This window comes from Aestuariimicrobium kwangyangense DSM 21549, from assembly GCF_000421525.1.
Taxonomy (GTDB): Bacteria; Actinomycetota; Actinomycetes; order Propionibacteriales; family Propionibacteriaceae; genus Aestuariimicrobium; species Aestuariimicrobium kwangyangense.
In genome coordinates this window covers 187,068-212,599 of sequence record NZ_ATXE01000002.1, presented here as the reverse complement: position 1 = coordinate 212,599, position 25,532 = coordinate 187,068, and the positions used below count along the sequence as shown (strand labels likewise).

Here is a 25,532-nt window from a genome sequence, read left to right as displayed (position 1 = left end):
GGCGACGAGGACTCAGCCCTTCAGACCGCTCGAGGCGACCCCCTCGATGACGTATCGCTGCAGGATCACGTAGAGGATCAGCACCGGTACTGCGGCCACCGTCGCACCTGCCATCACCACGGGATAGTCCGTGACATAGGCGCCCTTGAGGGTCGCCAGTCCCGGGGCGAGGGTCAACTTCTCGGGACTGAACAGGACGAACAGCGGCCAGATGAAGTCGTTCCAGTGACCCAGGAAACTCAGTGTCGCCAAGGTCACCAGCGCCGGTTTGCTGAGCGGCAGGATGATGCGGGTGAAGATCGTCCACTGGTTGGCACCATCGATCAACGCGCTCTCCTCGAGTTCCCTCGGGATCGAGAGGAAGAACTGGCGCAGGAAGAACACCCCGAAGGCACCGGCGGCGCCCGGGACCACCAGCGCCCAGTAGCTGTCGAGCCACTGCAGTTTGTCCATCGTCAGGTAGTTGGGCATCAGGAAGATGAAGCCCGGGATGAACATCGTCGCGATCAGGGTGCCGAACAAGAGGTTCCTGCCACGGAACTGCATCCTCGCCAAGGGATACGCAGCCATGGCCGCCACCACCAGGTTCCAGATGGTGCCCAGTGTCGAGACCACCAACGAGTTCAGGAACCACCGTGGCACCGGATTGGCGCCGGCCGAATCACTGGCCGGGTCGAAGATCATCCGGTAACCCCGCAGCGAGAAGTGTCGCGGGATCAGCTGGATGGGAATGGCCCTGGTCTCCTCCGAGACACGGAACGAGGTCAGGAACATCCACAGCACCGGCACGATGAACAGCAGCGCGATCAGCACCAGCACCACGTAGAAGATCGGTCCGTTGCGGTCGCGGTTGTACGACCGCTTGTGGGTCATCCGTCGGCTGGACTCGGACCCCACCGACGTCTGCTGGGTGGGGTCATCGACGGTCGTGGTCATGAGCGCTCCCTCATCACGAAGAAATTGGCCACCGAGACCACTGCGAGGAACAGTGCGAGCACGTAGCTCATGGCCGAGGCCGACCCCATCCTGAACTGGCGCAGGCCCTCCTCGGTCATCACCATGATCGCCGTGCGGGTCGAGTCCCCGGGCCCCCCGGAGGTGATCAGGTAGGACTGCCCGAACATGTTGGCGCTCGCCAGGATCGTGGTTGTCAGCACGAAGATGAAGACGTTGCGCAGTCCGGGGATGGTGACATGTCGGAACTTGCCCCAGCCTCCTGCCCCGTCCAGTTCGGCCGCCTCGTACTGCTGGGCGCTGATCGCCTGCATCCCTGCCAGGAAGATGATGGCGTTGAAGCCGATCGTCCACCAGATGGTGACGATCACCAGGCCGATCCACGCCGCCGGCTGGGTGGTCAGCCACCCGATCTCGGGCACCCCCACCCAGCTCAGCATCTCGTTGATCAGGCCGTAGCGGGCGTCGAACAGGTAGGTGAACAGCAGCCCGATCACTGAGATCCCCAGCACGAACGGGGCGAAGATCAGCGCCCTGAAAACGGTCCTCCCCGGGAACTTGCGGTTGAGCATCACCGCGAGCGCCAACGGGATCACCACCAGGAACGGCACGCTGATCACGGTGAAGATGAACGTGTTCTTCATGCCGTTCCAGAACGGGTCGTAGGTGGTCGAGGTCGAGTCGAGCAGGTTGGCGTAGTTCTGCAGTCCCACGAAGGGCTTCGAGGCGAGCAGGAAGTCCCAGTCGTGCAGGCTGATCCAGAAGCCGAACACCGCCGGCCACAACACGAACCCGAACAGCAGCACCACGTACGGAGCGATGAACAGGTACGGCGTCAGTGGGTGGTGGTGCCGGAGTCTGGACGAGAGCCTCGCTTCGGCGGCAGCCATCAGTACCCGTACTTCTTCTGGTTCGCGGCCAGGATCTTGTCACCCTTCACGGCTGCCTCCTTGAGGGCCACGTCGACCGGCTTCTTGCCGAGCATGGCGTTGCTGACCGCGGGGCCCCACTCGCTCTCGGCATCGGCGACACCGGGCTTGAGCGGCGGGAACTGCACCCAGTCGATCATCTTCTCGAACTGCGTCACCTCGGAGTACTTCTTGAACTCCTCGCTGTCGCGCACCGAGGTCCGCGCCGGCACCATGCCCGCCTCGGCCCAGCCCACGGAGTGGTTGCCCATCCAGTTGAGGAAGACACGCGCCGCCTTCTGCTTGTTGGCATCGTTCGACTTCTGCACGGGCAGGGTGAAGCAGTGGGAACCGCCCCAGGTTTTCTGGTCCTTGCCCAGGATCGGCACCGGTGCACACCCCCACTTCAACTTGGAGATCTCCTTGCAGGGGGTGACCATCCACGGGCCGTTGATCATGAAGGCAGCCTTGTCGTTCTGGAAGCTCACCCAGTCCGCATCGCCAGCGGCGTTCTTGGGCGAGTAACCCCCGTCGATCAGGGACTTGAAGAAGGTGATGGCGTCGATGGCGGCCTGATCACCGAAGCCGGTCTTGGTGCCGGTCTCGTCCTCCATGTAGCCGCCGTTCTGGAAGATCATCGACTGGGCGACCAGTCCGCCGACGCTGAGCGCCGAGACCCAGTAGCCCTGCACGCCCTTGCTCTTGCAGGCGTCGAGAGCGGCCATGAACTCGTCCTTGGTGGTGGGGGGCTTGGTCGGGTCGAGCCCGACCTTCTCCATCACGGTGGTGTTGTAGTAGAGACCGGCGGGGTGCAGGTCGAGCGGCATGGCGTACTGGTCGTTGTTGTAGAAGGCGGCCTTCCACACGTTCGAGGGGAAGTCGCTCTCGGAGAGGTTGAGGCCCTTGATCACGTCGTCGATGGGCTGGATCACCTTGCGGGCGCCCATGGTGGCGATGTCGGAGACGTGCATCAACGCGATCTCGGGGCCCTTGCCGTTCGAGACGGCCGCGGGCAACTTCTGGAAGAAGTCAGCCCAGGCGATGGCTGTGGTCACCACCTTGATCTTCGGGTTGGCCTTCATGAATTCGCCGACGAGCTTCTTCATGATGGGGCCGTCACCACCGGTCAGGCCGTTCCAGTACTGCAGGGTGACCTCGGGGCCGTCGTAGCCCTCGGCACCACCCGATCCGGATGCGGCGGTCGGACCGGCCTTGCCCGGAGACGAGCTGCCGCCGCAGGCCGAGAGGCCGAGGGCGGCGCTGCCGCCGACACCTGCACCGAGCAGGCCACGCCGGCTGAGCGAGGTGGTCACGGAGGTTGGGAGGTGATTCGTCATTGGATCTTTCCCTTCGGTTGGAGGTGGTCAGCTCGGGTTCGAGGTGAGCCGCAGGCAGTGCCACGACATGGGCGCCAACTGTGTGGTGAGCACCCCGTCCGCGAGGGACGAGGTGCCGGGGACGGGGACGACCCGATCGGGGTCATCGGCAGTGTTGTACCGATCGGGGTCATCGGCGGCCTCGACGGTGACGTGGTCGACCAGTGCTGTTCCGGCGAAGCTTGACAGGTCGAGGGTCCACTCGATCGATCGGTCGACCGATCGGTTGCAGCAGAACACGGCCACGTCGCCGGTCTGCGGATCATGGGTGGCGGTGGCCCACACCTGTTCGACCTGCCCGAATCGGGGCGTGTCGATCAGGGGGCTGGTGCCCGCCAGGCGCAGCACAGTGCCGCGGGCATGGCGCGAGGTCAGCGCGAACGGCTCGAAGATGGCCTGCTTCCACGCTCGTCCGCCCGCCTCGGTGAGGATGGGCGCGATGATGTTGACCAGTTGGGCCTGACAGGCGATGCCGACCCGGTCCGTGTGCCTCATCAGGGTGATCAGCAGCGACCCCACCACCACGGCGTCCATGGCGGAGTAGACGTCCTCGATGAGCGGTGGCTTCTCGGTGATCTCGACACTGTTCTCGCCCTGCCAGCGTTCCTGGAACCAGACGTTCCACTCGTCGAAGCTCACCGTGAACCGCTTGGACGACCCCCGCGCCGCCGCGACGGCGTCCGCAGTGGCGACCACGTCGTCGATGTGGCGACTCATGTCCTCCGAGCAGGCGAGGAAGCTGACCCGGTCACCGTCGATGGGTTCGTAGTAGGCGTGCGCGCTGATGTGGTCGACGTGGTCGAAGCATGCCTCGAGCACGACCCGTTCCCATTCGCCGAAGGTCGGCATGGCGTGGGACGACGACCCGCACGCGACCAGTTCGAGGGACTCGTCGTAGCGCTTGAACGCGTTCCCGACCTCCTGGGCCAGTCGTCCGTACTCCTGGGGAGTCTTGTGGCCGATCTGCCAGGGACCGTCCATCTCGTTCCCCAGGCACCACAGCCGCACGCCCCAGGGCTGTTCCACCCCGTGCTCGACCCGCTTGTCGGCCAGGGTCGTCCCCGCTGGGGAGTTGACGTACTGCAGGTAGTCCATCGCCTCGGTGAGCCCACGGGTGCCGAGGTTGACCGCCAGCAGCGGTTCCATGCCGACCCTGCCGCACCAGGCCAGGAACTCGTTGGTGCCCACCTGGTTGGTCTCGATCGACCGCCAGGCGAAGTCGAGCCGACGAGGACGGTCCTCGACCGGGCCCACCCCGTCCTCCCACTGGTAGGCACTGACGAAGTTGCCGCCGGGGTAGCGAACCAGGGTCGCGCCCAGTTCACGCACCAGGGCTTCGACGTCACCGCGGAAGCCGTGCTCGTCGGCCGTCGGGTGGTCGGGCTCGTGGATCCCGGTGTAGACGCACCGCCCCATGTGTTCGACGAAGGTGCCGAAGATGCGGCGATTGAGGGGGCCCACGGCGAACTCCGGGACGATCCGATGGTGTGATGACATGCGGCCTCCGATTTACAGCGTTGTAAACGTAGGAGCATTCTTGTCATGCCCCGGCGCTCGTGTCCAGCACCGTCCGGGACTTTTCCCGACCTGCGGTCAGTCGGGGATCGGCTCACGCGAGGCGAGGCCGACGAGATTGCCCTCACTGTCACGCACGAAGGCCATCCACTCGTCGACCCCGGCCTCCCCGAAGGTGCCATCGGTGTCGGTGAAGATCACGTCGGGTTCGGTCTCGATGACCACCCCCTCGGTGCGCAGCCGTTCGACTTCCCGACGCACTGACTCGACCCGCAGGTAGACCAGCCCTGAGGGCGCCCCGCGGTCGAGCAACAGTCTCGTCCCACCCAGCCACAGGAAGGAGAGTCCCGGTGGGTCGAACCGTGCGATGGGTGTCGCTCCCAGCGTGGACGACCAGAACTCGGTCGCGCGGACGAGGTCATCGGCACGGAGGGCGACCTGGTGCAGCAGGGGTGCGGGCATGGCGGCATTGTGCACGCTGACGATGCCCCGGCTCGCCCGATGGCGAAGATTGGCAACCCTGGGAACATTGACCCCCTGACGTGCGTTACTTCATGTGTGAAGCAAATGTCCTCCGTCGAACGCCAGCCCGTCCTCTATCTCTCGCATGGGGCTCCCCCGCTCGCCGATGACCAGACCTGGACCCGCCAGTTGGCCGACTGGTCCGGCGCGCTGCAGACAGCCGCCGGCAAGCCCAGCGCCATCCTGATGGTCTCGGCGCACTGGGAACAGGCGCCCCTCACCGTCTCGAGCACGGTGCAGGGCACCCCTCTGGTGTACGACTTCTGGGGATTCCCCGAGCGCTATTACCAGGTGACCTACGACGCACCCGTCGCGCCGGGTCTGGCGACCGACATCTCGAAGCTGATCGGCGGGGAGACGCCCCTCTACACCGACCCGGAGCGCGGACTGGACCACGGCGCGTACGTGCCTCTGGTCGAGATGTTCCCCGAGGCCGACGTGCCGGTGCTGCAGTTGTCGATGCCCACCCTCGCCCCCGAGAAGCTGTACGACCTCGGACGACGGCTGGCACCGCTGCGTGACCAGGGTGTGCTGATCGTCGGTTCGGGGTTCACGACGCACAACCTTCGTGGGTTCAATCCCAACGCCCCCGCCGATGCGCCGGCACCGACCTGGAGCACCGAGTTCGACGCCTGGGCCGCCGAACGCATGGACGCCCATGACGTCGACGCCCTGCTGAACTACGAGCAGCAGGCACCTGCCGCCACGATCGCGCACCCCCGCAGTGAGCATTGGGCCCCGCTCTACATCTCGCTGGGGGCCGCCATGGAGTCCAACCCCTCACCGAAGATCACGTCGACGGTTGACGGCTTCTGGTTCGGGCTCAGCAAGCGCAGTTGGCAGCTCGACTGAGCCTCGTCCCCTTCTGCCTGAAGCCTGAAGGCTTACACTGTGGCAATGAAGGCTGAGAGCTCAAGCGATTCCGCTGGTCGGCGGTGGTGGTTCGCCATCACCGCCGACCAGCGTCGTTCACAGCAGAACACCGACCGGGTGCCCGCCGCCCTGACGACGCTGTCGGGTCTGGACGGGTTGGCCCTCGGCTTCGAGCGCACGGCAGGCGACGAGCTGCAGGGACTGACGGACCAAGCGTCCGCGGTGGTCGCGGCCGTGTCAGCCCTGACCCGCCTCGGCGAGTTCCGCATCGGCGTCGGAGTGGGCACCGTGGAGGAGCCACTGCCCGGCTCCACCCGAGAGGCTCGGGGGGCCGCCTATGTCGCCGCCCGCCTGGCCGTCGACCAGCACAGCCAACCCGTGCGGATACGGGTCTCGGCTGAGGCATCGGAGGCCGAGACGTTGGCCCGCCATGCGGAGACTGCGCTGCTCGCCCTCGTGTCGTGCCTGGCCCGTCGCAGTCCCGAGGGGTGGCAGGTGGTCGACCTCGTCGAGCAGGGTCTCAGCGGTGCCGCCGCGGCGTCGCGTCTGGGTATCACGCCCTCTGCCGTCAGCCAGCGCCTGCGCGCGGCCGAGCACCAGCTCGTCAACCGCCTGGCAGACCTGTGCGAGCATCTGTTGGGTCAGCTGCACGCGGGAGGCACATCATGATCGACTGGGCCCACGTCGGCATCGTCGTGGGAATGGGCCTGCTCGTCACCCTGCTCGGCGGACGGGTCGTCACCGCCGTGTTCCGGATGGCCGACTCGATGTCTGATCGCCACAGTCGGCAGCACCCGGACCCCGTCCGATCGGCACCCCCTCACCCCGAACCGGCCGACCAGCCGCCCCTGGGTGCCCAGGCTGCGGCCGTCACCCTGCGTGGCGGGGCCTGGATCGGCGTGCTCGAACGTCTCGCCGTGTTCGCCTCGCTCCTTGCCCACTACCCCGAGGGCCTCGCCATCGCGTTGGCGGTCAAGGGGCTGGCTCGCTACCCCGAACTGAAGGCGCCGGAGACCGGTGTGGCGGAGCGGTTCATCATCGGCACCTTCGTCAGCGTGCTGTTGGCCTGCGGGGCCGCTGGGCTGACGCTGTGGCTGGTGACGTTGGTGTGAGCCAGGCCCATGCCGAACTGGCCGATCCGGCCCCGGAAGCGGTCGAACTCGTCGTCCGCAAGTCGGTCTTCCGTACCAGCCTGCTCAGGGTGCGCACCGAGGACGAGGCCCGCGCCGCCATCGCCGAGGTGCGCTCCCGCCACCCCCAGGCCAGGCACCACTGCACGGCCTTCGTCATCGGCCCCCGACGAGAACTGCAGCGATCCAATGACGACGGGGAACCCTCCGGCACGGCCGGGGTGCCCATGCTGAACGCCTTGCTGGGTCACACCATCGACGGGCATGCCCCGGGCACGGGCACTGGGGCGCCACCGACCACGAACGTGCTGGCCGTCGTCAGCCGGTGGTTCGGTGGGGTGAAACTGGGCGCTGGTGGCCTGACCCGCGCCTACGGGCAGGCAGTCGGGGCGGCCCTGGCGCAGGCGGCATGGTGTCAGCGGAGCCTGGTGGGGGTCTGTCCCCTCGACCTCGACCTCTCCGACCAGGGTCGCGTCGAGACGGCGCTGCGCGCGCACCGGGTGAGGCTGCTCGAGACCACCTTCGGCCATGACTCCGGTGGCCGCCCCCGGGCCACCATCTGGCTGGCCGTCGCGGACGAGTCGAGGCTCGTGGTCGAGCCTCTCGTGGCGCAGGTGACCGGCGGAGTGCTGATGGGCCAGCCGACCGAACACCGCTGGGTGAGCGTCCCGCTCGACCTCCCGGTTCGGGCGTGACCTGGCCTCGGGAGCGACCAAGCCCCGGGAGCGGCCGGTCTTCGGGGGCTTGACTAGGCTCTGGGGGTGACCGAGACCCGTCCCCCCGCCCGCTGGCGTCGCGCCCCCGTGACCATGGGGCTGATCGTCGCCTGCGTCCTCGTCTGGCTGGTGCAGTTGGTCGTCCCCACCTCCACCGACGCGCTCCTGCTCTCCGCCGACACGGGCTGGAGCCAGCCCTGGCGTTTCGTGACCGCCATGTTCACCCATGACCCCGTGCTCCCCTTCGGGTTCATGCACATCGGGTTCAACCTGTTCGCCCTGTACACCCTCGGACGCAGCCTCGAACCCTTCCTGGGCAGTGGCAGGTTCCTGCTGCTCCACCTCTGGTCGGGGCTGGCGGGCGGCGTCGCGTTCGTCCTGCTGATGCCCAACCCCGGCGGCACCATGCCCTGGGGCGGGGCGTGGACGCTGGGCACCGTCGGGGCGTCCGGAGCCGTCTTCGGGCTGTTCGGAGCCATCTTCATCGCGCAGCGCGCCGTCGGCGGGTCGACCTCCCAGATCCTGGTGGTGCTGGGCATCAACCTGCTGATCACCTTCGGCATCTCGGGCATTGCCTGGCAGGCCCACCTCGGTGGTCTGGCAGCAGGGGTGGCACTCGCCTGGCACCTGCTGCACCGACCGCGGGCCACCTGGCGGTGGCCCGCGGCGCTGACCCTGATGGCGCTCCTGGTCGTCGTCCGCTACACCGTGATGGTCTGAACCGCCCGCACACCGTTCACGGTGACCTCGAGTGTGGCGGTTCCCGGACGCAGGCCGCGCACGGTGCGGGTGGCCGGGTCGAACTCCACCACTGCCGCGGAGGTGTCCCGACCGCGCAGGGCCACCCCGTCACCCGACCAGGTGGCGCTGACGGGCCACGCGACCGGAACCTGCCGGCCACCGTCCTGGGTGAGCGTGGCCGACACGCTGGCACTCCCGCCCACGGACAGCCGCGCCGGAGCCTCCATCGCCAACTGGTCGACCCTGGCCCGCGTCTCGGCCTGCAGCCACCCGAGGCGGCCCGTTGACGAGGGATCGATGCCGAGCATCGTCCAGCCCGTGAACCCGCCCCGGTCGGGACTGCCCGAGGGAGACTTGCCGGAGTTGCCGTTCACGATCCTGGAGACGCCGTCGCGTGCATCGGCGTGGAAGCTGCCGATGTGGCCGTTGACCTGGGCGACCTGCTTGCCCGTCGAGCGGTGCCAGGCGGCGAGTTCCGCGGCCAACGCCGAGGCCTCGTACCGGTCGGTCAGCCTGGAGGCCTGATCCGGTTGGAAGTCGTCGACGGGATGGTGGTTGACCACCAGCACCCCGGTCACGGTCGGATCGGTCGAGGCGTGGGCCAGTTGCTGCTCGAGCATGCGCAACTGCTCCGTCGAGCCGCCCGGGTGCAGGGTCCCCGAGGACGAGTCCAGGGTCACGATCAGGGTGCCCTGCACCACGCGATGGGTGGAGGTCGGCCCGAACACGGACTCGAAGTTCGAGATCGGCGCCCCCATCACCTCATGGTTGCCGGGTACGTAGGTCCAGGGCACCTTGCCGGTGGCCTCCTCGTCGAGCACCGTCCTGGCCAGCTGCAGGTCGGCCATGCCGCCCTCGTCCACGAAGTCCCCCACCACCAACAGCAGGTCGGGCCGGGCCGCCACGATCTCGCGCAGGGTGCGTCGGGCCGCCTGCACGACGGGTCCGTCGGCACCGTTGCGGGCCACGAACTGCGTGTCACTCATCACCGCGATCCTCAAGGGCCGCTGGTCCACGGTGCCCTGGGTGATGATCACCTGGTCGGCTGCGACCGGAATCGGCGCCAGGTCGACCGACACAGGAACCTCGGCGACCAGGTCGGCGATCTCGAGGTGGTCGGTGTAGGTGGCGGTCGAGCGGGTCTCCATGAACCGGATCGCGGTGACCGTCAGTGGGAAGGGGGTACCGGCAGGTACGGGGAAGGTGACCTTGCGCCACCCGGACCACGTGATCAGCGGAGCGTCGAGGTTGGTCGAGGTGCCGTCGCCTCGGGTCACCTGCAGGCGTGGCCATTCACCCTTGCCGGTGCCGTTGATCCACATCGTGACCGCCTGGGGTTGCCCCCCGACGGCGATGGGCGTGACCGGCACCGCGTACATGCCGCGGGTGGCCGTCGAGGTGGTGAAGTCGAGGTCCATCCCCAGTGCTGGTCCACCCTGTGGACCCGTCGCCGGCGACAGGCTGCCGGTGGCGCGGGCCAGACCCACCTTCCAGTCGGCAACGGACGAGAAGTCAGCCAGCGGTACTTCGTCCACACCGACCGTGACGGGAACGGTGACACTCCTGCCGAGCACGGTCAGCACCACCTTCGACGCCTTGGTCGACCCGGTGGCGCTGACGGCGAGCGTCTCGAGGTCCCGGGAGCGCACCATGATGCCCGGTCCCGCATCGACGGCAATGTCACGGGTCTCGACCGGCACCCGGTTGCCGTCGTAGTCCACGGCTGTCACCGTCAGGTCGACGCTGTCGGTGGTGTCGGAGAGGGCCACGACCCGCCGGGAGGGCTCGATCCGGGCAAGCGCGCCGTCGACGTGCAGGGTGAGGTCGTCGCGGGCGGGGGCACCCGTCCGGCTGAGCTTGGCGAAGTACTCCACCTGTGTCTCCCCGCTGGTCAGGGCACGGACGACGCCCGTGGCACCGGTCGGTTTGGTGTTCTCCACCGTCGCCACGGCGGTGTTCTTGGTGACCAGTTTGCCCTCGACCGGCGTCGCTGCGAGGTTGGCGTCGAGTCCGGTCACCGCCATCGTGCGGCTGAGCCCCGGCAGCAGCCGGGTTGCTTCAGGTCGCTCCAGGCCGGCAGCGGGCTGGAGAGCTGGTCTGACGGCGACACCCCCCACGGGTCCGCCGGCGGTCGAGGTGAAGACCAGGGCGTTGGCGTCGAGGCGTTGGTTGCCGTCGGAGGGGCGGTTGACCAGCTGCAGGTCAGAGGTGCCGGCTGCTCGGGCGACCAGGGTCGTCGACCCCCCTCCGTCGAGGTTGAGGGCGTTCCAGACACCCAGATCGCGCATGAACGCCGACAGTTCGGCGATGGCCATGCCGTGGGAGTCCCCCGCCCGCCCGTCGATGGTCACGACCTTGAGCCGGGTACCGTCCTTGGACACGCCGATGGCGGTCCGACCCGCGGTCGCCTCGTCCACGGGGTTCACCACACCCTCGCGGATCATCCACTGGGAGCCACCCACGGCGACGTCCACGGGCGACGAGGTGCCCACGGACACCTCGACGACCGAGCCGACCTGCACCACCGCGAGCCGGGAGGCTGCGGCACCGCGGGCCACCACCACCGACTCGCCTGCGGCGATCGGGGACGACAACGCCAGGGATGACCGCTCCGACGAGGACGCGGTGACCACTCCGCCGGCGATCCGGACCACGCGAAGGTTGGTCTCGCCGACCGGTACGAGGCCTTCGAGGCTGTACCCACCCCACACCTGCGTGAACAACGTCGCCTGATCGGCCGCGACGCCCGGGGAGTTGACGGCGGTCAGCCTCTCGGTGATGTCACCGCTGGCGATCGTCGCGGTCGACATCAGCGCCTGCACTGCCGCTCGACCGTTGGAGACCGTGAACGACGGACGGCCCGAACTCGAGATGGTGCGCACCCCGGCGCTCGACACGTTCGTGCCCACCGGGGCGTCCGTGGCGTTCATGTCGAAGTAGTCGCCGTTGACGGCCGCCACCGCTCGTGCCTGTCTGCCCAGGCTCTCGATGGTCGCGTTCGACCCCGACACGGTTCCCCCGTCGGCCACGTCCACACCGAGACTCGGGGTGGACAGGTCGGCATCCATCACGTGACCGGTCACCCAACCACCGGGCTGCAGCCGGCGGAAACTGGTCAGGTCGAGTCCGGGAGCGATGGCGGTGGTGCGGTCGACCACCAGGGTCGACCCACCGGAGTGCACCGCCTGCACGGTGGCCTGCGAACCGGGCAGGGACGGTGCTGCGTGGGCCGGGGTGGCGATCGGCAGGCTTGCGGACGCCAGCGCTGCAGCAAGGGCCAGCACGACGATGCGGGGGCTCTTCGGCTGTGGGGGGTGTGTCTTCACGGGGGAGTTCCTTCGGGAGGGGACGAGGTGAAGCCGACCATCACCCGAAGTCAGGCAGAAGGCATCCACATGACGTCAGGGTGACGATTCGCACCCAACTCCCGTGCGGATGGGCTCCCGTTCGGATGGGGTTCGGGTGCGGTGTCAGGTCGAAGCGATGTCGGCCGCCCAGCGCTCATGCCGAGCGAGCAGGTCGTCGAAGACCTCGGGTCGTTCCCCCGACAGGTCGCGCTGTTCGCCGATGTCGGTCTCGAGGTCGGCCAGCAGGTATCCCGATCCCAGCGGCGCGTGCTCGGTCGCCCGCAGTTGGTGGGCGGCGGGCGCATCGGGGTCGCACCACGACAGTTTCCATCGGCCACTGCGCACCGCCCACTGGAAACCTGCGTCCCAGTGCAGTTCGTCGTGACCGGTCCCGGCGCCGGTGAGCAGGGGGACGAGGTCTCGTCCGTCTGTCTCGTCGACGGAACCACCGGCGGCAGCGACCAGGGTGGGCACCAGGTCGAGGCTGGATGCCAGGCCGTCGCGGACCTCGCCGGCGGGCACACCGCCCGCAGGCCACCGGACGATGTAGGGCACACGGATGCCGCCCTCGAACAGGGTGTACTTGGTGCCCCTCAGCGGACCGTTGTCGCCGTAGTTGCAGGTGCTGCCGCCGTTGTCGGTGAGGTACACCACGATGGTGTCGTCGGCCAGTCCCCGCTGGTCGAGCCGGTCGAGCAGTCGCCCGATGGCGGCGTCCATCAACTCGAGTTGGGCAAGGTAGTACTCGCGGCCGTGTTCCAGGTTCGGGGCGATGGCGTCGTCGTACCACTCCTCGTAGGGCTGGTCCCCGGGATGCCAGTCCGCGGCGGCCGGCAAGCCACGCTTGCGCAGTTCGTCGGCCGGCAACTGCCAGCAGAAGTTGTGCACCGCATTGAAGGCGACCATGCAGAAGAAGGGGTCCTCGTCATCGGCGTGGTCATCGATGAAGCGGTCGGCCCGCTCGGCCCACAGGTCGGTGAGGAAGCCGGGGGGAGCCACCTGCTCGTCGCCCTCCCACAGGGTTCCCACGCCCATCGGTCCGGCAGCCTGCCCGTACGCGGCCACGTCGTCGGCGCCGCGATGGAGGTAGTTGAGCCGCCCGAGGTGGAACTTCGCCAAGGCGTAGAGGGACTCGTCGAAACCGTGGTGCGGCGGGCAGGGACGGGTGCCGGGGTCGTCGGTCGACCCGTAGTGCACCTTGCCGAAGTACCCGGTGCTGTATCCGAGGTCGTGCAGCCGCTCGGCAAGCGTGGGTCCCGAGGTGGGGAAGGACGAGGACTCGAACCAACGCGCCCCCCACCGTGCCTGGTGGCGCCCCGAGATCAACCCAGCGCGGGAGGGGCTGCAGATCGGTGCGGTGACATAGGCCTCGTCCAGCGTGGTGCCCTCGGCCGCCAGCCGGTCGAGGTGCGGAGTCGCGAAGGCTTCCCCACCGGCCGGTGACCGGCTGCCGCGGTCGGCCCAGCCGTGGTCGTCGGAGAGGATCAGCAAGATGTTGGGCCGGCTCATGGGTGGAGCCTGCCCCGTGACGACGCCCCTGTCAGCGCTCGTACGGAACCGCTCAGCGGTGAGGGTCGGCTGCTCAGGCGGTGGCGTAGCGTTCCGCTGAGCGGGCGCGGGCCTTCGCCGCCTCCACCTCACGGTCCTTGGCGGGCGCCGTGGTGGTGAGGTCGTCCATCAGGTGGTGGGTGATGTGGGCGATCTCGTCGACCGCCCGGTCAAAGGCTTCCTGGTTGGCCTGGCTCGGCTTGCTGAAACCCGAGACCTTGCGGACGAACTGCAGCGCTGCAGCCCGGATCTCGTCATCGTCGGCGGGCGGCTCGAAGTTGTACAGCGGGCGGATGTTGCGGCACACGGGTGGCCCCTTTCGTCTGTCTGCCATGCTGCCCCGACGAGGCCTCCTGCTCAACCCCCCGGGCACGCACCGCTTGGGGCGAAGGACCGCTGGCTCAGCGCAGGAAGCCAACCAGCAGGGAGGCGCCGAGCACACTGCAGGCCAGCGTGGCGCACCCCAACTCCACCAGGATGCCCAGTCCCACCGAACGGATCGCGACCCAGCTGCTCGTGAGGGCGAGTCGGACCTGCTTGACCCTGATCCACTCCAGGGCGAGCAGGGCCACGACGAAGCCCACCACCATGCCCACCACGGGCACGTAGAAGCTGGCCAGCACCCCCACCACCAGCGCGACCACGATCGTCCAGTTGGGTATGCCACGCCGCTTCAGTTCACCGCCGGTCAACACGGTGGACGCGACCGAGCCCGCGACCAGCAGCAGTGCCCCGACCGCGAACCACGCCCAGGGCCAGGGTGCGTTGCCGAAGACCGCCCAGACCAGGAGGCCGATGCCGACGACCAGGGAACCGGGCAGCAGTTGGCTGATGATGCCGACGACCCCCAGCAGGCACAGCAGGACGGCGGCGAGGGCGGCGAGTTCTGCGGGCATGGGCCCAGCCTAGAGGCCCCTCCCCCCGAACCCTCCCTGAGCCGCTCCCCCATCCGGCCACTGATGTTGCCTCCAGCGCCCGGGGACGCGTCGACAATGGGTCCATGAGCAGCCACGATTCCTCCCCCCGCACCATCCGACCCGAGGTCCGCACCGCGGCCGCCCTCGCCCACCTGTCCGCGATCATCGCGATGGTGGTCTCGGCAGGCTGGCTCACCTTCCTGGGGCCATTGACGATGTGGGTGCTCTACCGCGACCGCAACTCCTACGTACGCCGCGCTGCAGCAGGCTCGTTCAACTTCAACGTGTGGAACTGGGTGATCGGCATCGTCGGGTGGATCTGCGTGCTGTCGGTGGTGCTGATGCCGGTGGGCCTGGTGCTGTGGGCGGTCTCGGCGATCCTGACGCTCTGGTGCCACATCCATGCCGCGCTGAGGGCCTTCAGCGGGCGCAGCTACCGCTACCCCTTCGAGATGAAGCTGCTCAGCTGAGTTCGAAGGGCGCGGGGTTCCCCGCCCCGACGCGGAGAACCTCGGGCTCGGCCCCGGTGAGATCGACGACCGTGGTGGGCTCGTGGCCGCATTCGCCGCAGTCCAGGACCACGTCGAGCAGACTGCCCAGCTCGTCCTGCACGGTCCATCCGTCGGTCATGGGCTCGGTCTCGCCGGGCAGGATGAGGGTGCTGGTGAGCAAGGGGGCACCCAGCACCTCCAGCAGCGACAACGGCACCACATGTTCGGGCACCCGCACACCCACGGTCCTCTTCTTGGGGTGCTGCATCAGCTTCGGCACCTCACGGCTGGCCTTCACGATGAAGGTGTAGCGGCCCGGTGTGTTCCCCTTGAGGGTGCGGAACACCCACCTGTCCATGTCGACGTACTCCCCCAACTGGGCGAAGCTCGAGACCATCAGCGTGAAGTGGTGCTTGTCGTCGAGGTTGCGCAACCTCTTGATCCGCTCCAGTGGCTCCTTGGCGCCCATGGCTCCGCACAGGGCGTACCCCGAGTCGGTGGGGATCGCCACCAGCCCACCATCACGGATCGCTTCGGCGGTCTGGTTCAGCAGCCTCGGCTGCGGGTTGACCGGGTGAACATCGAAATAGCGCCCCATGGCGGCGATGCTAGTCGCATCAGCGTTGGCGCAACTGCGCCGCCGCCTCACCGTCGGACGACAACTCCGTGATGCCGACCAGGGTCAGGAAGGTCGTGGGGGTGCGGTGATGCACCTGGACGCTCAGCACCCCTGAGGCCAGCATGGTCACCGACCCTTCCCTTCCCTGCTCGCGCAGGCTGGCTCGGGCGGCGGCCACGACCTGCGTGGCGCCCGGACGACCCTGGATGCCCGCCACGGCCCCCGCGTCCACGCCCACACGGGCCGCCCGGGCGGCGATGGCCTCCGACTCGCGTTGGTCGGCCGCCTTGGCACCACCGTCGACCACCAGCCCCGCCATCAACAACACCGCGACCGCCACGACCGCCGAGAAGGCCGACAGGCTGACCCCCCGGTGGCGCAACCGTACGTGCGCCGGGGACGGGACTGGGTGCGGCAGGGGTGGGTGGGGCATGGCGCCACCCCACCACGGCACGGGTGCACCCTGCGGCTGATTGGCCGAGTCTGTGGACAACCACTGTGCCAAGAGCCACAGTGAACACTCGCTCAGTTCGGTGCATCCGGAGGCCGGCCCTGCTATAGCCTCAGCCCATGTCCTCCATCGCTTCACCCGATGAGCCAACGGCGGCCCGTCGGGGTGGGCGCCCCAGTCGGCGCACCGAGATCGTCGTCGCGGCCATGGAGGCGTTCGCGGCGACCGGCTACCACAACACCTCGCTCAACGACATCGCCGACCAGCTCGACATGACGGCCGCCGGGATCCTGCACCACTTCAAGACCAAGGAGAACCTGCTGGTCGAGGTGCTCGGACAGCGGGACCTGGTCGCTCCCCCGCCCGCTGACCCCTCCGGGAAGGCCCTGCTGGAGACCCTGCTCGCCGTCACCGAACGCAACGAGCGCAAGCCCGGCCTGACCCAGCTCTACGCCGTGTTGTCGGCGGAGTCGCTCACCCACAACCATCCGGCCCAGGAATGGTTCCGTGACCGCTATCGCAGGGTGCGTGGCGACATCCGCGCGGCACTGATCGACGTGGTCGGTCCTGACGCCACCAAGGTGCCCGAGCTGGTCGAGGACGCCACCCGCGCCCTCATCGCTGTCATGGACGGGCTGCAACTGCAGTTCCTGCTCGAGCCCGACAGCCAACCGATGGTCAGCTCCCTGAGATTGACCATCGACAGCGTCGTCCGCGAGCTGACGCGGGCTGCAGCCGAGGCCTGAACCCCCACCCGGCGGGTGGGTGGCCGTGCCCTAGGCTGGCTCCGACATTCCACACGTCGGGTCCCGAAAGGTTCACACATGGTCAACAAGGTTGCTCTGCTCACCGCCGGGGGTTTCGCCCCCTGCCTGTCGTCAGCGATCGGCGGCCTGATCCAGCGCTACACCGAGGTCGCCCCCGAGGTCGAGATCATCGCCTACCGCCATGGCTACCAGGGGCTGTTGTCGGGTGACTACCTCACCGTGACCGATCAGGTGCGCCAGCATGCCGAGCTGCTCCACCTGTTCGGCGGCTCGCCGATCGGCAACTCGCGGGTCAAGCTGACCAACGCCCATGATCTCGTCAAGCGTGGTCTGGTGCAGCAGGGTGACGACCCCCTCAAGGTGGCCGCCGACCGGCTGGTGGCCGACGGTGTCGACGTGCTGCACACCATCGGCGGTGACGACACCAACACCACCGCCGCTGACCTGGCCGCCTACCTGGCCGAGCACGACTACGGACTGACCGTGGTGGGTCTACCCAAGACCATCGACAACGACGTCATCCCCATCAAGCAGTCCCTCGGCGCCTGGACCGCCGCCGAACAGGGCGCGCTGTTCGCCCGCAACGTGGTGGCCGAGCACAACTCGGGCTCGCGCATGCTGATCGTCCACGAGGTCATGGGGCGCCACTGCGGCTGGCTCACGGCCGCCACGGCGGCCAAGTACCGCGAGTGGCTCGACACGCAGACCTGGCTGCCCGAGATCGGCCTGTCCCGTGAGGCCTGGGACGTCCACGCCGTCTACGTGCCCGAGGCCGTCATCGACATCCACGCCGAGGCCGAGCGCCTCCACAAGGTGATGGACGAGGTCGGCAACGTCACCATCTTCCTGTCGGAGGGTGCGGGCCTCGACTCGATCGTTGCCGAGCTCGAGAAGTCGGGCAAGGAGGTGCCCCGCGACCCGTTCGGCCACGTCAAGCTCGACAAGGTGAACCCGGGCGCGTGGTTCGGCGCCCAGTTCGCCAAGCTGCTCGGTGCCGAGAAGGTCATGATCCAGAAGTCGGGGTACTTCTCCCGCTCGGCCGCCGCCAACCAGGCCGACCTCGACCTGATCAAGCAGTGCACCGACCTGGCCGTCGACTCGGCACTAGCCGGCACCCCCGGTGTCATCGGTCAGGACGAGGAGAACGGCGACCAGCTGTCTGCGATCGCCTTCGACCGGATCAAGGGTGGCAAGCCCTTCGACATCACCCAGCCGTGGTTCACCGAGATGATCGAGGCCATCGGCCAGCCCGCCCCCGTGGCGGGCGCTGCGCACTGATCCACCCGTCGTCCCCCGCTGCTGCGGGGAGCCCGTGGGCCGTCCTGGTGGCGGCCCACGGGCGTCTACGCTTCACCCATGCACCGCCTCGCCATCGCCAGTCTCGGCAACCGGGCCCTCATCGCCCTGATCACCGTTTTCGTGATGGCCTACGGCATCATCGCGACCAGCGGGCTGAAGCAGGAACTGCTGCCCTCGATCCAGTTCCCGCAGGTCTACATCATCGCCAGCTACCCCGGCGCCAGCCCCACGGTGGTCGAGGACAAGGTGACCACCCCCATCGAGCAGGCCGTCCTGGGGCTGCAGGGGCTGGAGTCGTCCGAGTCGACCTCGAGCACCGGGCAGTCGGTGGTCATCGCCACCATGAAGTACGGCAGCTCCATGAATGCGGTGCAGCAGGACGTGCAGGCGGCCATCTCCAGGATCGCCGGCGTGCTGCCGGATGGTGTCGACACCCAGGTCATCACCGGGTCGTTCGACTCCATCCCCGTGCTGGTGCTGTCGGTCGCCGACTCCACCAACGCCCCAGACCTGGCCCAGCGACTCAATGACCTGGTCGTGCCCCGTCTCGAGCGTCTCGACGGGGTGCGTTCGGTCGAGGTGTCGGGGGCGCCGGCCCGACAGGTGCAGGTGACCCTCGACCCCGTGGCGCTGGGGCGCGCCGGGTTGTCGTCCGTCGACGTGGTCACCGCCCTGGGCACCAACGGGCAGCTCTCGTCCAGCGGTGAGATCACCGACGGCGACACCACCATGTCGGTCACACTGGGGCAGCGCTACACCACTGTCGACCAGGTCAAGCAGGTGATGGTCACGCCGTCGTCGGCCCGGGCTGGATCTTCGGCCCCGCCGACAGCCCAGCGTCTCGACAGTGTCGCCACCGTCGAACTCGCCCCTGCCGCCGCACGCTCGATCTCGCGCACCAATGGGGCGCCCTCGGTGACGGTCAACGTGTTCAAGGTGCCCGACGCCAACACCGTCGCGGTCGCCGACGCCATCAAGGCCCAACTGCCCGAACTCGGGGCCGAACTGGGCCACGACGCACGGTTCACCGCCGTCTTCGACCAAGCCCCCTTCATCAGTCAGTCCATCCACGACCTGTTGGTCGAAGGTGGACTGGGACTGACCATGGCGATCGTGGTGATCCTGGTCTTCCTGCTGTCGCTGCGCTCCACCCTGGTCACGGCGGTGTCGATCCCGGTGTCGGTGCTGGCCACCCTGATCGGGCTGCAGATCGCGGGATACTCCCTCAACATCCTCACCCTCGGCGCCCTGACGATCGCGATCGGGCGGGTGGTGGACGACTCGATCGTGGTGATCGAGAACATCAAGCGTCACCTCTCCTACGGAGAACCGAAGCTGACCGCGATCATCACCGCCGTTCGCGAGGTTGCGGTCGCCGTCACCTCGGCAACGATCACCACCGTCGCCGTGTTCCTGCCCATCGGGCTGGTGCAGGGCCAGACCGGTGAACTCTTCCGGCCCTTCGCCATGACGGTCGCGCTCGCCCTGGTGGCCTCCCTGGTGGTCTCGCTGACCATCGTGCCCGTGCTGGCCCACTGGTTCCTCGCCACCCCCGGGGCCGGGGACGCCGAGACCGCCCGCCTCGCCCGGGAACGGGCAGAGGCCCGCGAGCACTCCGGCCTGCTGCAGCGGATCTACCTGCCCGTCCTGGGCTGGTCGCTGCGCCACCCCGTGGTGGTGTTGGTGGTCGCCGCCCTGCTGCTCGGAGCCACCGGGGCCGCAGCCACCCGCATGAAGACCAACTTCCTCGACGACGCCGGCCAGAACACGATGTCGGTCAACCAGCAGTTCCCGCCCGCACTCAGCCTGGCCGAGAAGGATCGGCGGGCCGCCCAGCTCGAGTCCCGGCTGCGCGACATCCCCGGACTTCAGGCGGTGCAGTTGACGGTCGGGTCGGAGGGGTTCAACTTCGGTCTGGGTGGCAGCCAGGACTCGGCCACCTTCAACCTCACGCTCGACCCCGACACCGACAAACCGACCGTCGAGGCACGCATCCGGCAGGTGGCCAAGGACCTCGCCGACACCGGCGACATCACCGTCGCGGCAACCGCCATGGCGGGCTCCTCACAGGTCACGGTGATCGTCCGCGGGCCCGACTCCGAGCGGCTCAACCGGGCAACGGCCGACATCCAGGACGCCATGAAGAAGGTGTCGGGGGCCAGCGACGTCTCCTCCTCCCTCACCGACGGACGACCCCAGATCCAGGTCGTCCCCACACCGCAGGCAGCCCGGCTGGGCGTCTCGACCGCCCTGCTGCAGCAGTTGGTCTCGCAGTCTCTGAGCACGCGCACCGTGGGACGGGTGGAGCAGTCCGGGGGCGCCAGCCTCGACGTCGTGGTGATGCCGACCGGCACACCCGCCAACGTGGCCGAGCTGAACAACCTGCCGGTGCCGACCGCGACCGGGATGGTGCCCCTGTCACAGGTGGCAAGCATCACCCGCACGACGGTTCCCACCAGCATCGCGCACCACGACGGCCAGCGCAGCGCCACCGTTTCGCTGACCCCCACCGGCAACGATCTCGGGGCACTGACCAGCCGGGTCAACATCGCCCTGGCCGCGGTGCAGTTGCCGCCCGGGGTGACGGCCGACGTGGGTGGCGCCTCCGCCGACCAGGCCGATGCCTTCAGACAACTGGGGCTGGCCCTGCTGGTGGCGATCGCCATCGTCTACGTGGTGATGGTGGCCACCTTCAAGTCGTTGGTGCAGCCACTCATCCTGGCCGTCTCGATCCCCTTCGCCGCCACCGGAGCCCTGGCCGGACTGTTGATCACCGACACCCCGCTCGGGGTGCCCGCGCTGATCGGGGTGTTGATGCTGGTGGGCATCGTCGTCACCAATGCCATCGTGCTGATCGACCTGGTCAACCACTACCGCGGCGCTGGTGACAGCGTCGACCAGGCCCTGCTCGACGGTGCCCGGCGCCGATTGCGTCCGATTCTGATGACGGCGGTCGCCACGGTGTTCGCGCTGGTCCCGATGGCACTGGGACTGAGTGGGGGTGGGGTGTTCATCTCCAAGCCGCTGGCGATCGTGGTGATCGGGGGCCTGACCTCGTCGACCCTGCTGACCCTGGTGCTCGTCCCCGTGCTCTACCACCTCGTCGAGGGAGGGCGGGAGCGCCGACGGGCCAGGCGCCGACCCGCGCCAGTCACCGCACCGGACGATGCCCGCGATGCAGCCGTGGACGAGAGCGGGACCCCCGTCCCGCCCCGCCGGGCAGCCGACTGAGGTCGCTCAGCCGCGGTCGCGGTTGAGCCAGCCCACGAGCATGCCCAGCCCGGCCCCGGCCCCCACTCCCAGGGCGAACCCACGCCGCAGGGGGCGCTCCGGGTCGAGCGGCGGGGGTGCTGTCGGCGGGCGCTGGAGGGCGCTGAGGGTGGGGTTCGCCTCCCGCGACGCGTCGGCGATGAGCTGGGCCGGCAACGGTTCCAGACCACGCCGGTCGCGGTCAGCCAGCTCCCAGTGGCCGGGGGCCACGTCGGCCCGTGGGTCCTCCCGCAAGGGCTCGTCGGCCGCGCTGTGGTGGAACGCGACGGCCGGCTGGGTGGAGGTCGCGATCCAGGCGCCCACCAGCAGCACCAGCCTGCCGAACAGGTTGAAGAACAACATCAGGATGATCACGGGCCCGAAGAGGGCAGCTGCCTTGTTCCTCGAGAAGACCCCGATCAGCAGGCCAGCCGTCAACTGCAGGGCCGTGAACGCCACCGCGGCCATCAGGGCGCCGCGGGCCCGGGCCGACCAGGGAGCCGGCTCACGCGGGAGCAACCAGTAGACGAGGGTGAACAGCAGCCACGCGCTGGCCACGGTCAGCACCAGCGCCAGCACCCGCATCAGCATCCGGCCCACCCAGGACTGGTCCAGACCGATCCACCCCGCGACGGTGGACGACAACGTGGTGCCAGCCTGGCTGAGGCCGAAGGTGAGCCCGACCCCGAGCAACAGCGCCAGCAGCATGCCGGTGTTGCGCAGGGTCTTCACCAGGATGTTGGCCTTGTCGTCGTCGTTCTCGAACTCGGGACGCCACTGCGCCCGGATGGCCGTGCGCAGGTTGCCCACCCAGCCCGAGCCGGCATACATCAGCGACAACAGACCGACCACGCCGACCGAGCGCCAGCTGCGCAGGTACTCGTCGATGAGCGAGATCACCTTCGGGTCGGAGACCTGCTGCCCCACAGCACGCTTGACGGCGCCGAGCCAGTCAGGTCTCAACACGGTCAGCGTCATGCCCAGCATCGAGAAGGCGAACATCATCACCGGCACCGCGGCCAACACCGAGAAATAGGTGATGGCGCCGGCGAACTGGTCACCGAGCCGGTTCGCGTAGCGTTCGCGGGCCCTCATCAGGTGCGCCACCACCCGGTTGGCCATCAGGCGCTCCAGACGCTTCTTCATGCACCCTCCTGGGTCAGTCGTCCTTCCATACTGTCAGGCCCGGTTGGCGCCATCAGGCAAAGAGCACCGCTGGTCAGTCCTCGTAGGCCTCCGGCGGGGGGCAGGAACAGACCAGGTTGCGGTCGCCGTAGACGTTGTCGATGCGCGCCACCGGCGGCCAGTACTTGTCGTGGCCGTGCCCGGCGATCGGCCCCCGGTGCTGACCCGAGGGATAGGCCGCCTGACGCCGTGAGTAGGGGTGGGACCATTCGTCGGAGGTCACCACGGCCAGCGTGTGCGGGGCGTTGCGCAGCGGGTTGTCGTCGGCCGGCCACTCGCCGGCACGCACCTGGTCGATCTCGGCGCGGATGGCGATCATCGCATCACAGAACCGGTCGAGTTCGGCGAGGTCCTCGGACTCGGTCGGCTCGACCATCAGGGTGCCCGCCACCGGGAAACTCATGGTGGGGGCGTGGAACCCGTGGTCGACGAGTCGCTTGGCGACGTCGTCGACCGTGACGCCAGAGGCCTTGGTGAGTGGCCGCAGGTCGAGGATGCACTCGTGGGCCACCAGACCGCCGGATCCGGCGTAGAGCACCGGATAGTGCTCCCTGAGCCGAGCGGCAACGTAGTTCGCGTTGAGCAGCGCGATCTGGGTGGCCTCACGCAGGCCGTGCGGGCCCATCATCGCGATGTAGCCGTGGCTGATGGGCAGCACACCGGCCGAGCCCCACGGTGCGCCGGAGATGGCGCCCGAACTGGTGGCGGGGCCAGCAGCCTCGACGACCGGGTGGTTGGGCAGGAACGATGCGAGGTGCTCCCGCACCGCCACCGGACCCACACCCGGGCCACCCCCGCCGTGGGGGATGGCGAAGGTCTTGTGCAGGTTCAGGTGGCTCACGTCGGCACCGAAGGCACCGGGACGGGCGAGACCCACCAGCGCGTTCATGTTGGCACCGTCGACGTAGACCTGGCCGCCGGCGGTGTGCACCGCCTCACACAACTCCGTGATGGTGTCCTCGAACACCCCGTGCGTCGAGGGGTAGGTCACCATGATGGCGGCCAACTCGTGGGCGTGCTTGTCGATCTTCGCGCGCAGGTCGTCGAGGTCGACCGAACCGTCGTCGGTGGCCTTGACCACCACCACCCGCATGCCAGCCATGGCGGCCGACGCGGCATTGGTGCCGTGGGCCGAACTGGGGATGAGGCAGACCGTGCGCTGGTTGTCCCCACGACTGCGGTGGTAACCCCGGATGGCGACCAGTCCGGCGAACTCGCCCTGTGAGCCGGCATTGGGCTGCAAGGAGACCCGGTCATACCCGGTGATCTGGACCAACCACTGTTCGAGTTCGGCGATCAGGATGGCGTAACCGGTCGCGTCCTCCGCCGGGACGTACGGGTGCAGGTCGGCGAACCCGGGGTAGCTGATCGGCTCGAGTTCTGCTGCCGCGTTGAGTTTCATGGTGCACGAACCCAGTGGGATCATGCCGCGGTCGAGGGCGAAGTCCCGGTCGGCGAGGGTGCGCAGGTAACGCATCATGCGGGTCTCGGAGTGGTGGGAGGTGAAGACCTCGTGGGTGCAGAAGGGGCTGGTGCGGCGGTGGCCGGCCAGGCCCCCGGTGACCTGGTCGCCCAGGCGGGCACCGAAGGCCTCGGCGACGGCCACCAGGTCGGCCTCGGTCGCGTCCTCACCGACACTGATGCCCACATGGGTGTCATCGGCGTGACGCAGGTGCACCTGCGCTGCCCGGGCGGCGGCCACCACGCTGGCGGCGTCCGGCACCTCGACCGTCAGGGTGTCGAAGAACTGGTCGCCGGCCAACCGGTGCCCGGCGGCCACGAGCGCGCCGGCCAGCCTGCGGGTGTTCTGGTGGATGGTGCGGGCGATCCTCGTGAGTCCGTCGGGGCCGTGATGGACGGCGTACATCGAGGCACACACCGCCAGCAGCACCTGGGCGGTGCAGATGTTCGACGTCGCCTTCTCCCGGCGGATGTGTTGTTCCCTGGTCTGCAGCGCCAGACGGTAGGCCTGCACCCCGGCCGCGTCGACCGAGACACCCACCAGCCTGCCCGGAAGACTCCGCTCCAGCCCGGCCGCGACCGAGATGTAGCCGGCGTGAGGCCCCCCGTAGAACAGAGGCACACCGAACCGCTGGGACGAGCCCACCGCGATGTCGGCACCCCACTCCCCCGGCGGCACGACCAGAGTCAGCGCCAGCAGGTCGGCCGCAGCCACCACCAGGGCGCCGTTGTCATGGGCCAGGTCGGCGATGGCGCGCAACTGCTCCGGCGGGCGCAGGGAGCCGTCGAGTCCCGGCACCTGCACGAGCACGCCGAAGACCTCGTGGGTGCGCAACGACTCGAGCAGGTCGTCGCCGGCCACCACCACCTCGATGTCGAGGGGCGTGGCGCGCGTCCGCAGCACCGCAAGGGTCTGCGGCAGCACCTGGGAGTCGACCAGGAAGACCGCACCCTTCTTCACCTGTCGCCGGCACAGGGCCATCGCCTCGGCGGCGGCGGTGGCCTCGTCCAACAGGCTCGAACCGGCCGTCGGCAATGCCGTCAGGTCGGCGACCATCGTCTGGAAGTTCAGCAGGGCCTCGAGTCGTCCCTGACTGATCTCGGGCTGGTAGGGGGTGTAGGCCGTGTACCACGCGGGGTTCTCGAGCACGTTGCGTCGGACCACCGCCGGGGTCACGGTGCCGTACCACCCCATGCCGATCATCGAGCGGCCGGGGTTGTTCAGCGCCGCCAGTTCTCGCATCCGGGCAAGGTGGGCCGCTTCGTCGAGCGCCTCGGGCAGGTCGAGGGGACCATTCATCGCGATCGCCGCGGGCATCGCCTGGTCGACAAGATCGTCGAGGGATGCGACCCCGACCACGTCGAGCATGTGCTCCAGATCAGTCTCGCGGGGGCCGATGTGACGAACGGCGAAGCTCAAGGCAGGCTCACTTTCAGCGGGGATGCCGCCACATTATCCCGAG

22 protein-coding genes are annotated in these 25,532 nt (G+C 68.5%); 9 read left to right on the top strand and 13 right to left on the bottom strand.

All coding sequences use genetic code 11. The features are described 5' to 3' along the window. Window positions 1-12: 12 nt before the first annotated feature. From H507_RS0107545 to H507_RS0107525, 5 genes are all read right to left on the bottom strand, one after another. Window positions 13-936 carry a carbohydrate ABC transporter permease gene (locus H507_RS0107545; RefSeq protein WP_022910112.1) on the bottom strand — a complete coding sequence of 308 codons (924 nt, stop codon included), beginning with the start codon at window positions 934-936 and terminating at the stop codon, window positions 13-15. Then, window positions 933-1,844 carry a carbohydrate ABC transporter permease gene (locus H507_RS0107540; protein ID WP_022910111.1) on the bottom strand — a complete coding sequence of 304 codons (912 nt, stop codon included), beginning with the start codon at window positions 1,842-1,844 and terminating at the stop codon, window positions 933-935. The genes H507_RS0107545 and H507_RS0107540 overlap by 4 nt, the downstream gene beginning before the upstream one ends. Then, a complete protein-coding gene (locus H507_RS0107535; protein ID WP_051139716.1) occupies window positions 1,844-3,199 on the bottom strand; it encodes an ABC transporter substrate-binding protein in 1,356 nt (451 codons plus the stop codon). The genes H507_RS0107540 and H507_RS0107535 overlap by 1 nt, the downstream gene beginning before the upstream one ends. Window positions 3,200-3,226: 27 nt before the next feature. Beyond that, on the bottom strand, window positions 3,227-4,735 hold the full coding sequence (gene arfA, locus H507_RS0107530; RefSeq protein WP_022910109.1) for an arabinosylfuranosidase ArfA: 1,509 nt from the start codon (window positions 4,733-4,735) through the stop codon (window positions 3,227-3,229). A 96-nt stretch (window positions 4,736-4,831) separates the two neighbouring features. Beyond that, a complete protein-coding gene (locus H507_RS0107525; protein ID WP_026377933.1) occupies window positions 4,832-5,215 on the bottom strand; it encodes a VOC family protein in 384 nt (127 codons plus the stop codon). A 105-nt stretch (window positions 5,216-5,320) separates the two neighbouring features. Here H507_RS0107525 and H507_RS0107520 point away from each other — a divergent pair, with 105 nt between their 5' ends. From H507_RS0107520 to H507_RS0107500, 5 genes are all read left to right on the top strand, one after another. Next, window positions 5,321-6,127 carry a dioxygenase family protein gene (locus H507_RS0107520; protein ID WP_022910107.1) on the top strand — a complete coding sequence of 269 codons (807 nt, stop codon included), beginning with the start codon at window positions 5,321-5,323 and terminating at the stop codon, window positions 6,125-6,127. Between the two features lie 45 nt (window positions 6,128-6,172). Next, window positions 6,173-6,817 (top strand): LysR family transcriptional regulator, encoded by a 645-nt coding sequence (locus tag H507_RS15465; RefSeq protein ID WP_022910106.1) that lies wholly within the window; start codon window positions 6,173-6,175, stop codon window positions 6,815-6,817. Further along, entirely contained in the window at window positions 6,814-7,260 is a 447-nt protein-coding gene (locus tag H507_RS17675) for a hypothetical protein (RefSeq protein ID WP_211217321.1), read from the top strand. Before H507_RS15465 ends, H507_RS17675 begins: the two co-directional genes overlap by 4 nt. Next, the gene (locus H507_RS15455) at window positions 7,239-7,973 is read left to right on the top strand and encodes an IMPACT family protein (RefSeq protein WP_211217320.1); all 735 of its coding nucleotides are present in this window, start codon (window positions 7,239-7,241) and stop codon (window positions 7,971-7,973) included. Before H507_RS17675 ends, H507_RS15455 begins: the two co-directional genes overlap by 22 nt. Before the next feature lie 66 nt (window positions 7,974-8,039). Next, window positions 8,040-8,714 carry a rhomboid family intramembrane serine protease gene (locus H507_RS0107500; protein WP_022910104.1) on the top strand — a complete coding sequence of 225 codons (675 nt, stop codon included), beginning with the start codon at window positions 8,040-8,042 and terminating at the stop codon, window positions 8,712-8,714. On the opposite strand, the gene H507_RS0107495 is transcribed toward H507_RS0107500, so the two are convergent. From H507_RS0107495 to H507_RS0107480, 4 genes are all read right to left on the bottom strand, one after another. Next, on the bottom strand, window positions 8,696-12,061 hold the full coding sequence (locus tag H507_RS0107495) for a phosphodiester glycosidase family protein (RefSeq protein ID WP_022910103.1): 3,366 nt from the start codon (window positions 12,059-12,061) through the stop codon (window positions 8,696-8,698). The two genes, H507_RS0107500 and H507_RS0107495, sit on opposite strands and share 19 nt — an antisense overlap. A gap of 144 nt (window positions 12,062-12,205) precedes the next feature. Continuing rightward, window positions 12,206-13,591, bottom strand: coding sequence for a sulfatase family protein (locus H507_RS0107490; RefSeq protein WP_022910102.1), 1,386 nt, complete (start codon window positions 13,589-13,591; stop codon window positions 12,206-12,208). 73 nt (window positions 13,592-13,664) lie between these two features. Beyond that, window positions 13,665-13,937: a DUF2277 domain-containing protein gene (locus tag H507_RS0107485; RefSeq protein WP_022910101.1), complete on the bottom strand. Its 273-nt coding sequence runs from the start codon at window positions 13,935-13,937 to the stop codon at window positions 13,665-13,667. Between the two features lie 94 nt (window positions 13,938-14,031). Continuing rightward, entirely contained in the window at window positions 14,032-14,526 is a 495-nt protein-coding gene (locus H507_RS0107480) for a DUF456 domain-containing protein (protein ID WP_022910100.1), read from the bottom strand. Window positions 14,527-14,630: 104 nt separating this feature from the next. Between H507_RS0107480 and H507_RS0107475 the strand changes: the two genes are divergently transcribed. Continuing rightward, on the top strand, window positions 14,631-15,017 hold the full coding sequence (locus tag H507_RS0107475; protein WP_022910099.1) for a DUF4870 domain-containing protein: 387 nt from the start codon (window positions 14,631-14,633) through the stop codon (window positions 15,015-15,017). Here the strand turns inward: H507_RS0107475 and H507_RS0107470 are convergent. After that, a complete protein-coding gene (locus H507_RS0107470; RefSeq protein WP_022910098.1) occupies window positions 15,010-15,636 on the bottom strand; it encodes an L-threonylcarbamoyladenylate synthase in 627 nt (208 codons plus the stop codon). The two genes, H507_RS0107475 and H507_RS0107470, sit on opposite strands and share 8 nt — an antisense overlap. A 19-nt stretch (window positions 15,637-15,655) precedes the next feature. After that, complete coding sequence (locus tag H507_RS0107465) at window positions 15,656-16,090, bottom strand: hypothetical protein (RefSeq protein WP_157438921.1); 435 nt, start codon at window positions 16,088-16,090, stop codon at window positions 15,656-15,658. 137 nt (window positions 16,091-16,227) lie between these two features. Between H507_RS0107465 and H507_RS15450 the strand changes: the two genes are divergently transcribed. From H507_RS15450 to H507_RS0107450, 3 genes are all read left to right on the top strand, one after another. After that, window positions 16,228-16,854 carry a TetR/AcrR family transcriptional regulator gene (locus H507_RS15450; protein ID WP_022910096.1) on the top strand — a complete coding sequence of 209 codons (627 nt, stop codon included), beginning with the start codon at window positions 16,228-16,230 and terminating at the stop codon, window positions 16,852-16,854. Window positions 16,855-16,932: 78 nt separating this feature from the next. Beyond that, entirely contained in the window at window positions 16,933-18,153 is a 1,221-nt protein-coding gene (locus H507_RS0107455) for a pyrophosphate--fructose-6-phosphate 1-phosphotransferase (protein WP_022910095.1), read from the top strand. A gap of 78 nt (window positions 18,154-18,231) precedes the next feature. Beyond that, window positions 18,232-21,405: an efflux RND transporter permease subunit gene (locus tag H507_RS0107450; RefSeq protein ID WP_022910094.1), complete on the top strand. Its 3,174-nt coding sequence runs from the start codon at window positions 18,232-18,234 to the stop codon at window positions 21,403-21,405. Window positions 21,406-21,411: 6 nt separating this feature from the next. On the opposite strand, the gene H507_RS15445 is transcribed toward H507_RS0107450, so the two are convergent. Both H507_RS15445 and gcvP read right to left on the bottom strand, forming a co-directional pair. Then, window positions 21,412-22,569: a YhjD/YihY/BrkB family envelope integrity protein gene (locus tag H507_RS15445; RefSeq protein ID WP_022910093.1), complete on the bottom strand. Its 1,158-nt coding sequence runs from the start codon at window positions 22,567-22,569 to the stop codon at window positions 21,412-21,414. Window positions 22,570-22,642: 73 nt separating this feature from the next. After that, window positions 22,643-25,489 (bottom strand): aminomethyl-transferring glycine dehydrogenase, encoded by a 2,847-nt coding sequence (gene gcvP / locus H507_RS0107440; RefSeq protein WP_022910092.1) that lies wholly within the window; start codon window positions 25,487-25,489, stop codon window positions 22,643-22,645. Window positions 25,490-25,532: the final 43 nt, after the last annotated feature.

What these genes read in the sequence shown, in the direction of transcription:
- H507_RS0107545 (WP_022910112.1), bottom strand. Translation starts at nt 936, where the DNA reads ATGACCACGACCGTCGATGACCCCACCCAGCAGACGTCGGTGGGGTCC.
- H507_RS0107540 (WP_022910111.1), bottom strand. Translation starts at nt 1,844, where the DNA reads ATGGCTGCCGCCGAAGCGAGGCTCTCGTCCAGACTCCGGCACCACCAC.
- H507_RS0107535 (WP_051139716.1), bottom strand. Translation starts at nt 3,199, where the DNA reads ATGACGAATCACCTCCCAACCTCCGTGACCACCTCGCTCAGCCGGCGT.
- arfA (WP_022910109.1), bottom strand. Translation starts at nt 4,735, where the DNA reads ATGTCATCACACCATCGGATCGTCCCGGAGTTCGCCGTGGGCCCCCTC.
- H507_RS0107525 (WP_026377933.1), bottom strand. Translation starts at nt 5,215, where the DNA reads ATGCCCGCACCCCTGCTGCACCAGGTCGCCCTCCGTGCCGATGACCTC.
- H507_RS0107520 (WP_022910107.1), top strand. Translation starts at nt 5,321, where the DNA reads ATGTCCTCCGTCGAACGCCAGCCCGTCCTCTATCTCTCGCATGGGGCT.
- H507_RS15465 (WP_022910106.1), top strand. Translation starts at nt 6,173, where the DNA reads ATGAAGGCTGAGAGCTCAAGCGATTCCGCTGGTCGGCGGTGGTGGTTC.
- H507_RS17675 (WP_211217321.1), top strand. Translation starts at nt 6,814, where the DNA reads ATGATCGACTGGGCCCACGTCGGCATCGTCGTGGGAATGGGCCTGCTC.
- H507_RS0107490 (WP_022910102.1), bottom strand. Translation starts at nt 13,591, where the DNA reads ATGAGCCGGCCCAACATCTTGCTGATCCTCTCCGACGACCACGGCTGG.
- H507_RS0107480 (WP_022910100.1), bottom strand. Translation starts at nt 14,526, where the DNA reads ATGCCCGCAGAACTCGCCGCCCTCGCCGCCGTCCTGCTGTGCCTGCTG.
- H507_RS0107475 (WP_022910099.1), top strand. Translation starts at nt 14,631, where the DNA reads ATGAGCAGCCACGATTCCTCCCCCCGCACCATCCGACCCGAGGTCCGC.
- H507_RS0107470 (WP_022910098.1), bottom strand. Translation starts at nt 15,636, where the DNA reads ATGGGGCGCTATTTCGATGTTCACCCGGTCAACCCGCAGCCGAGGCTG.
- H507_RS0107465 (WP_157438921.1), bottom strand. Translation starts at nt 16,090, where the DNA reads ATGCCCCACCCACCCCTGCCGCACCCAGTCCCGTCCCCGGCGCACGTA.
- H507_RS15450 (WP_022910096.1), top strand. Translation starts at nt 16,228, where the DNA reads ATGTCCTCCATCGCTTCACCCGATGAGCCAACGGCGGCCCGTCGGGGT.
- H507_RS0107455 (WP_022910095.1), top strand. Translation starts at nt 16,933, where the DNA reads ATGGTCAACAAGGTTGCTCTGCTCACCGCCGGGGGTTTCGCCCCCTGC.
- H507_RS0107450 (WP_022910094.1), top strand. Translation starts at nt 18,232, where the DNA reads ATGCACCGCCTCGCCATCGCCAGTCTCGGCAACCGGGCCCTCATCGCC.
- H507_RS15445 (WP_022910093.1), bottom strand. Translation starts at nt 22,569, where the DNA reads ATGAAGAAGCGTCTGGAGCGCCTGATGGCCAACCGGGTGGTGGCGCAC.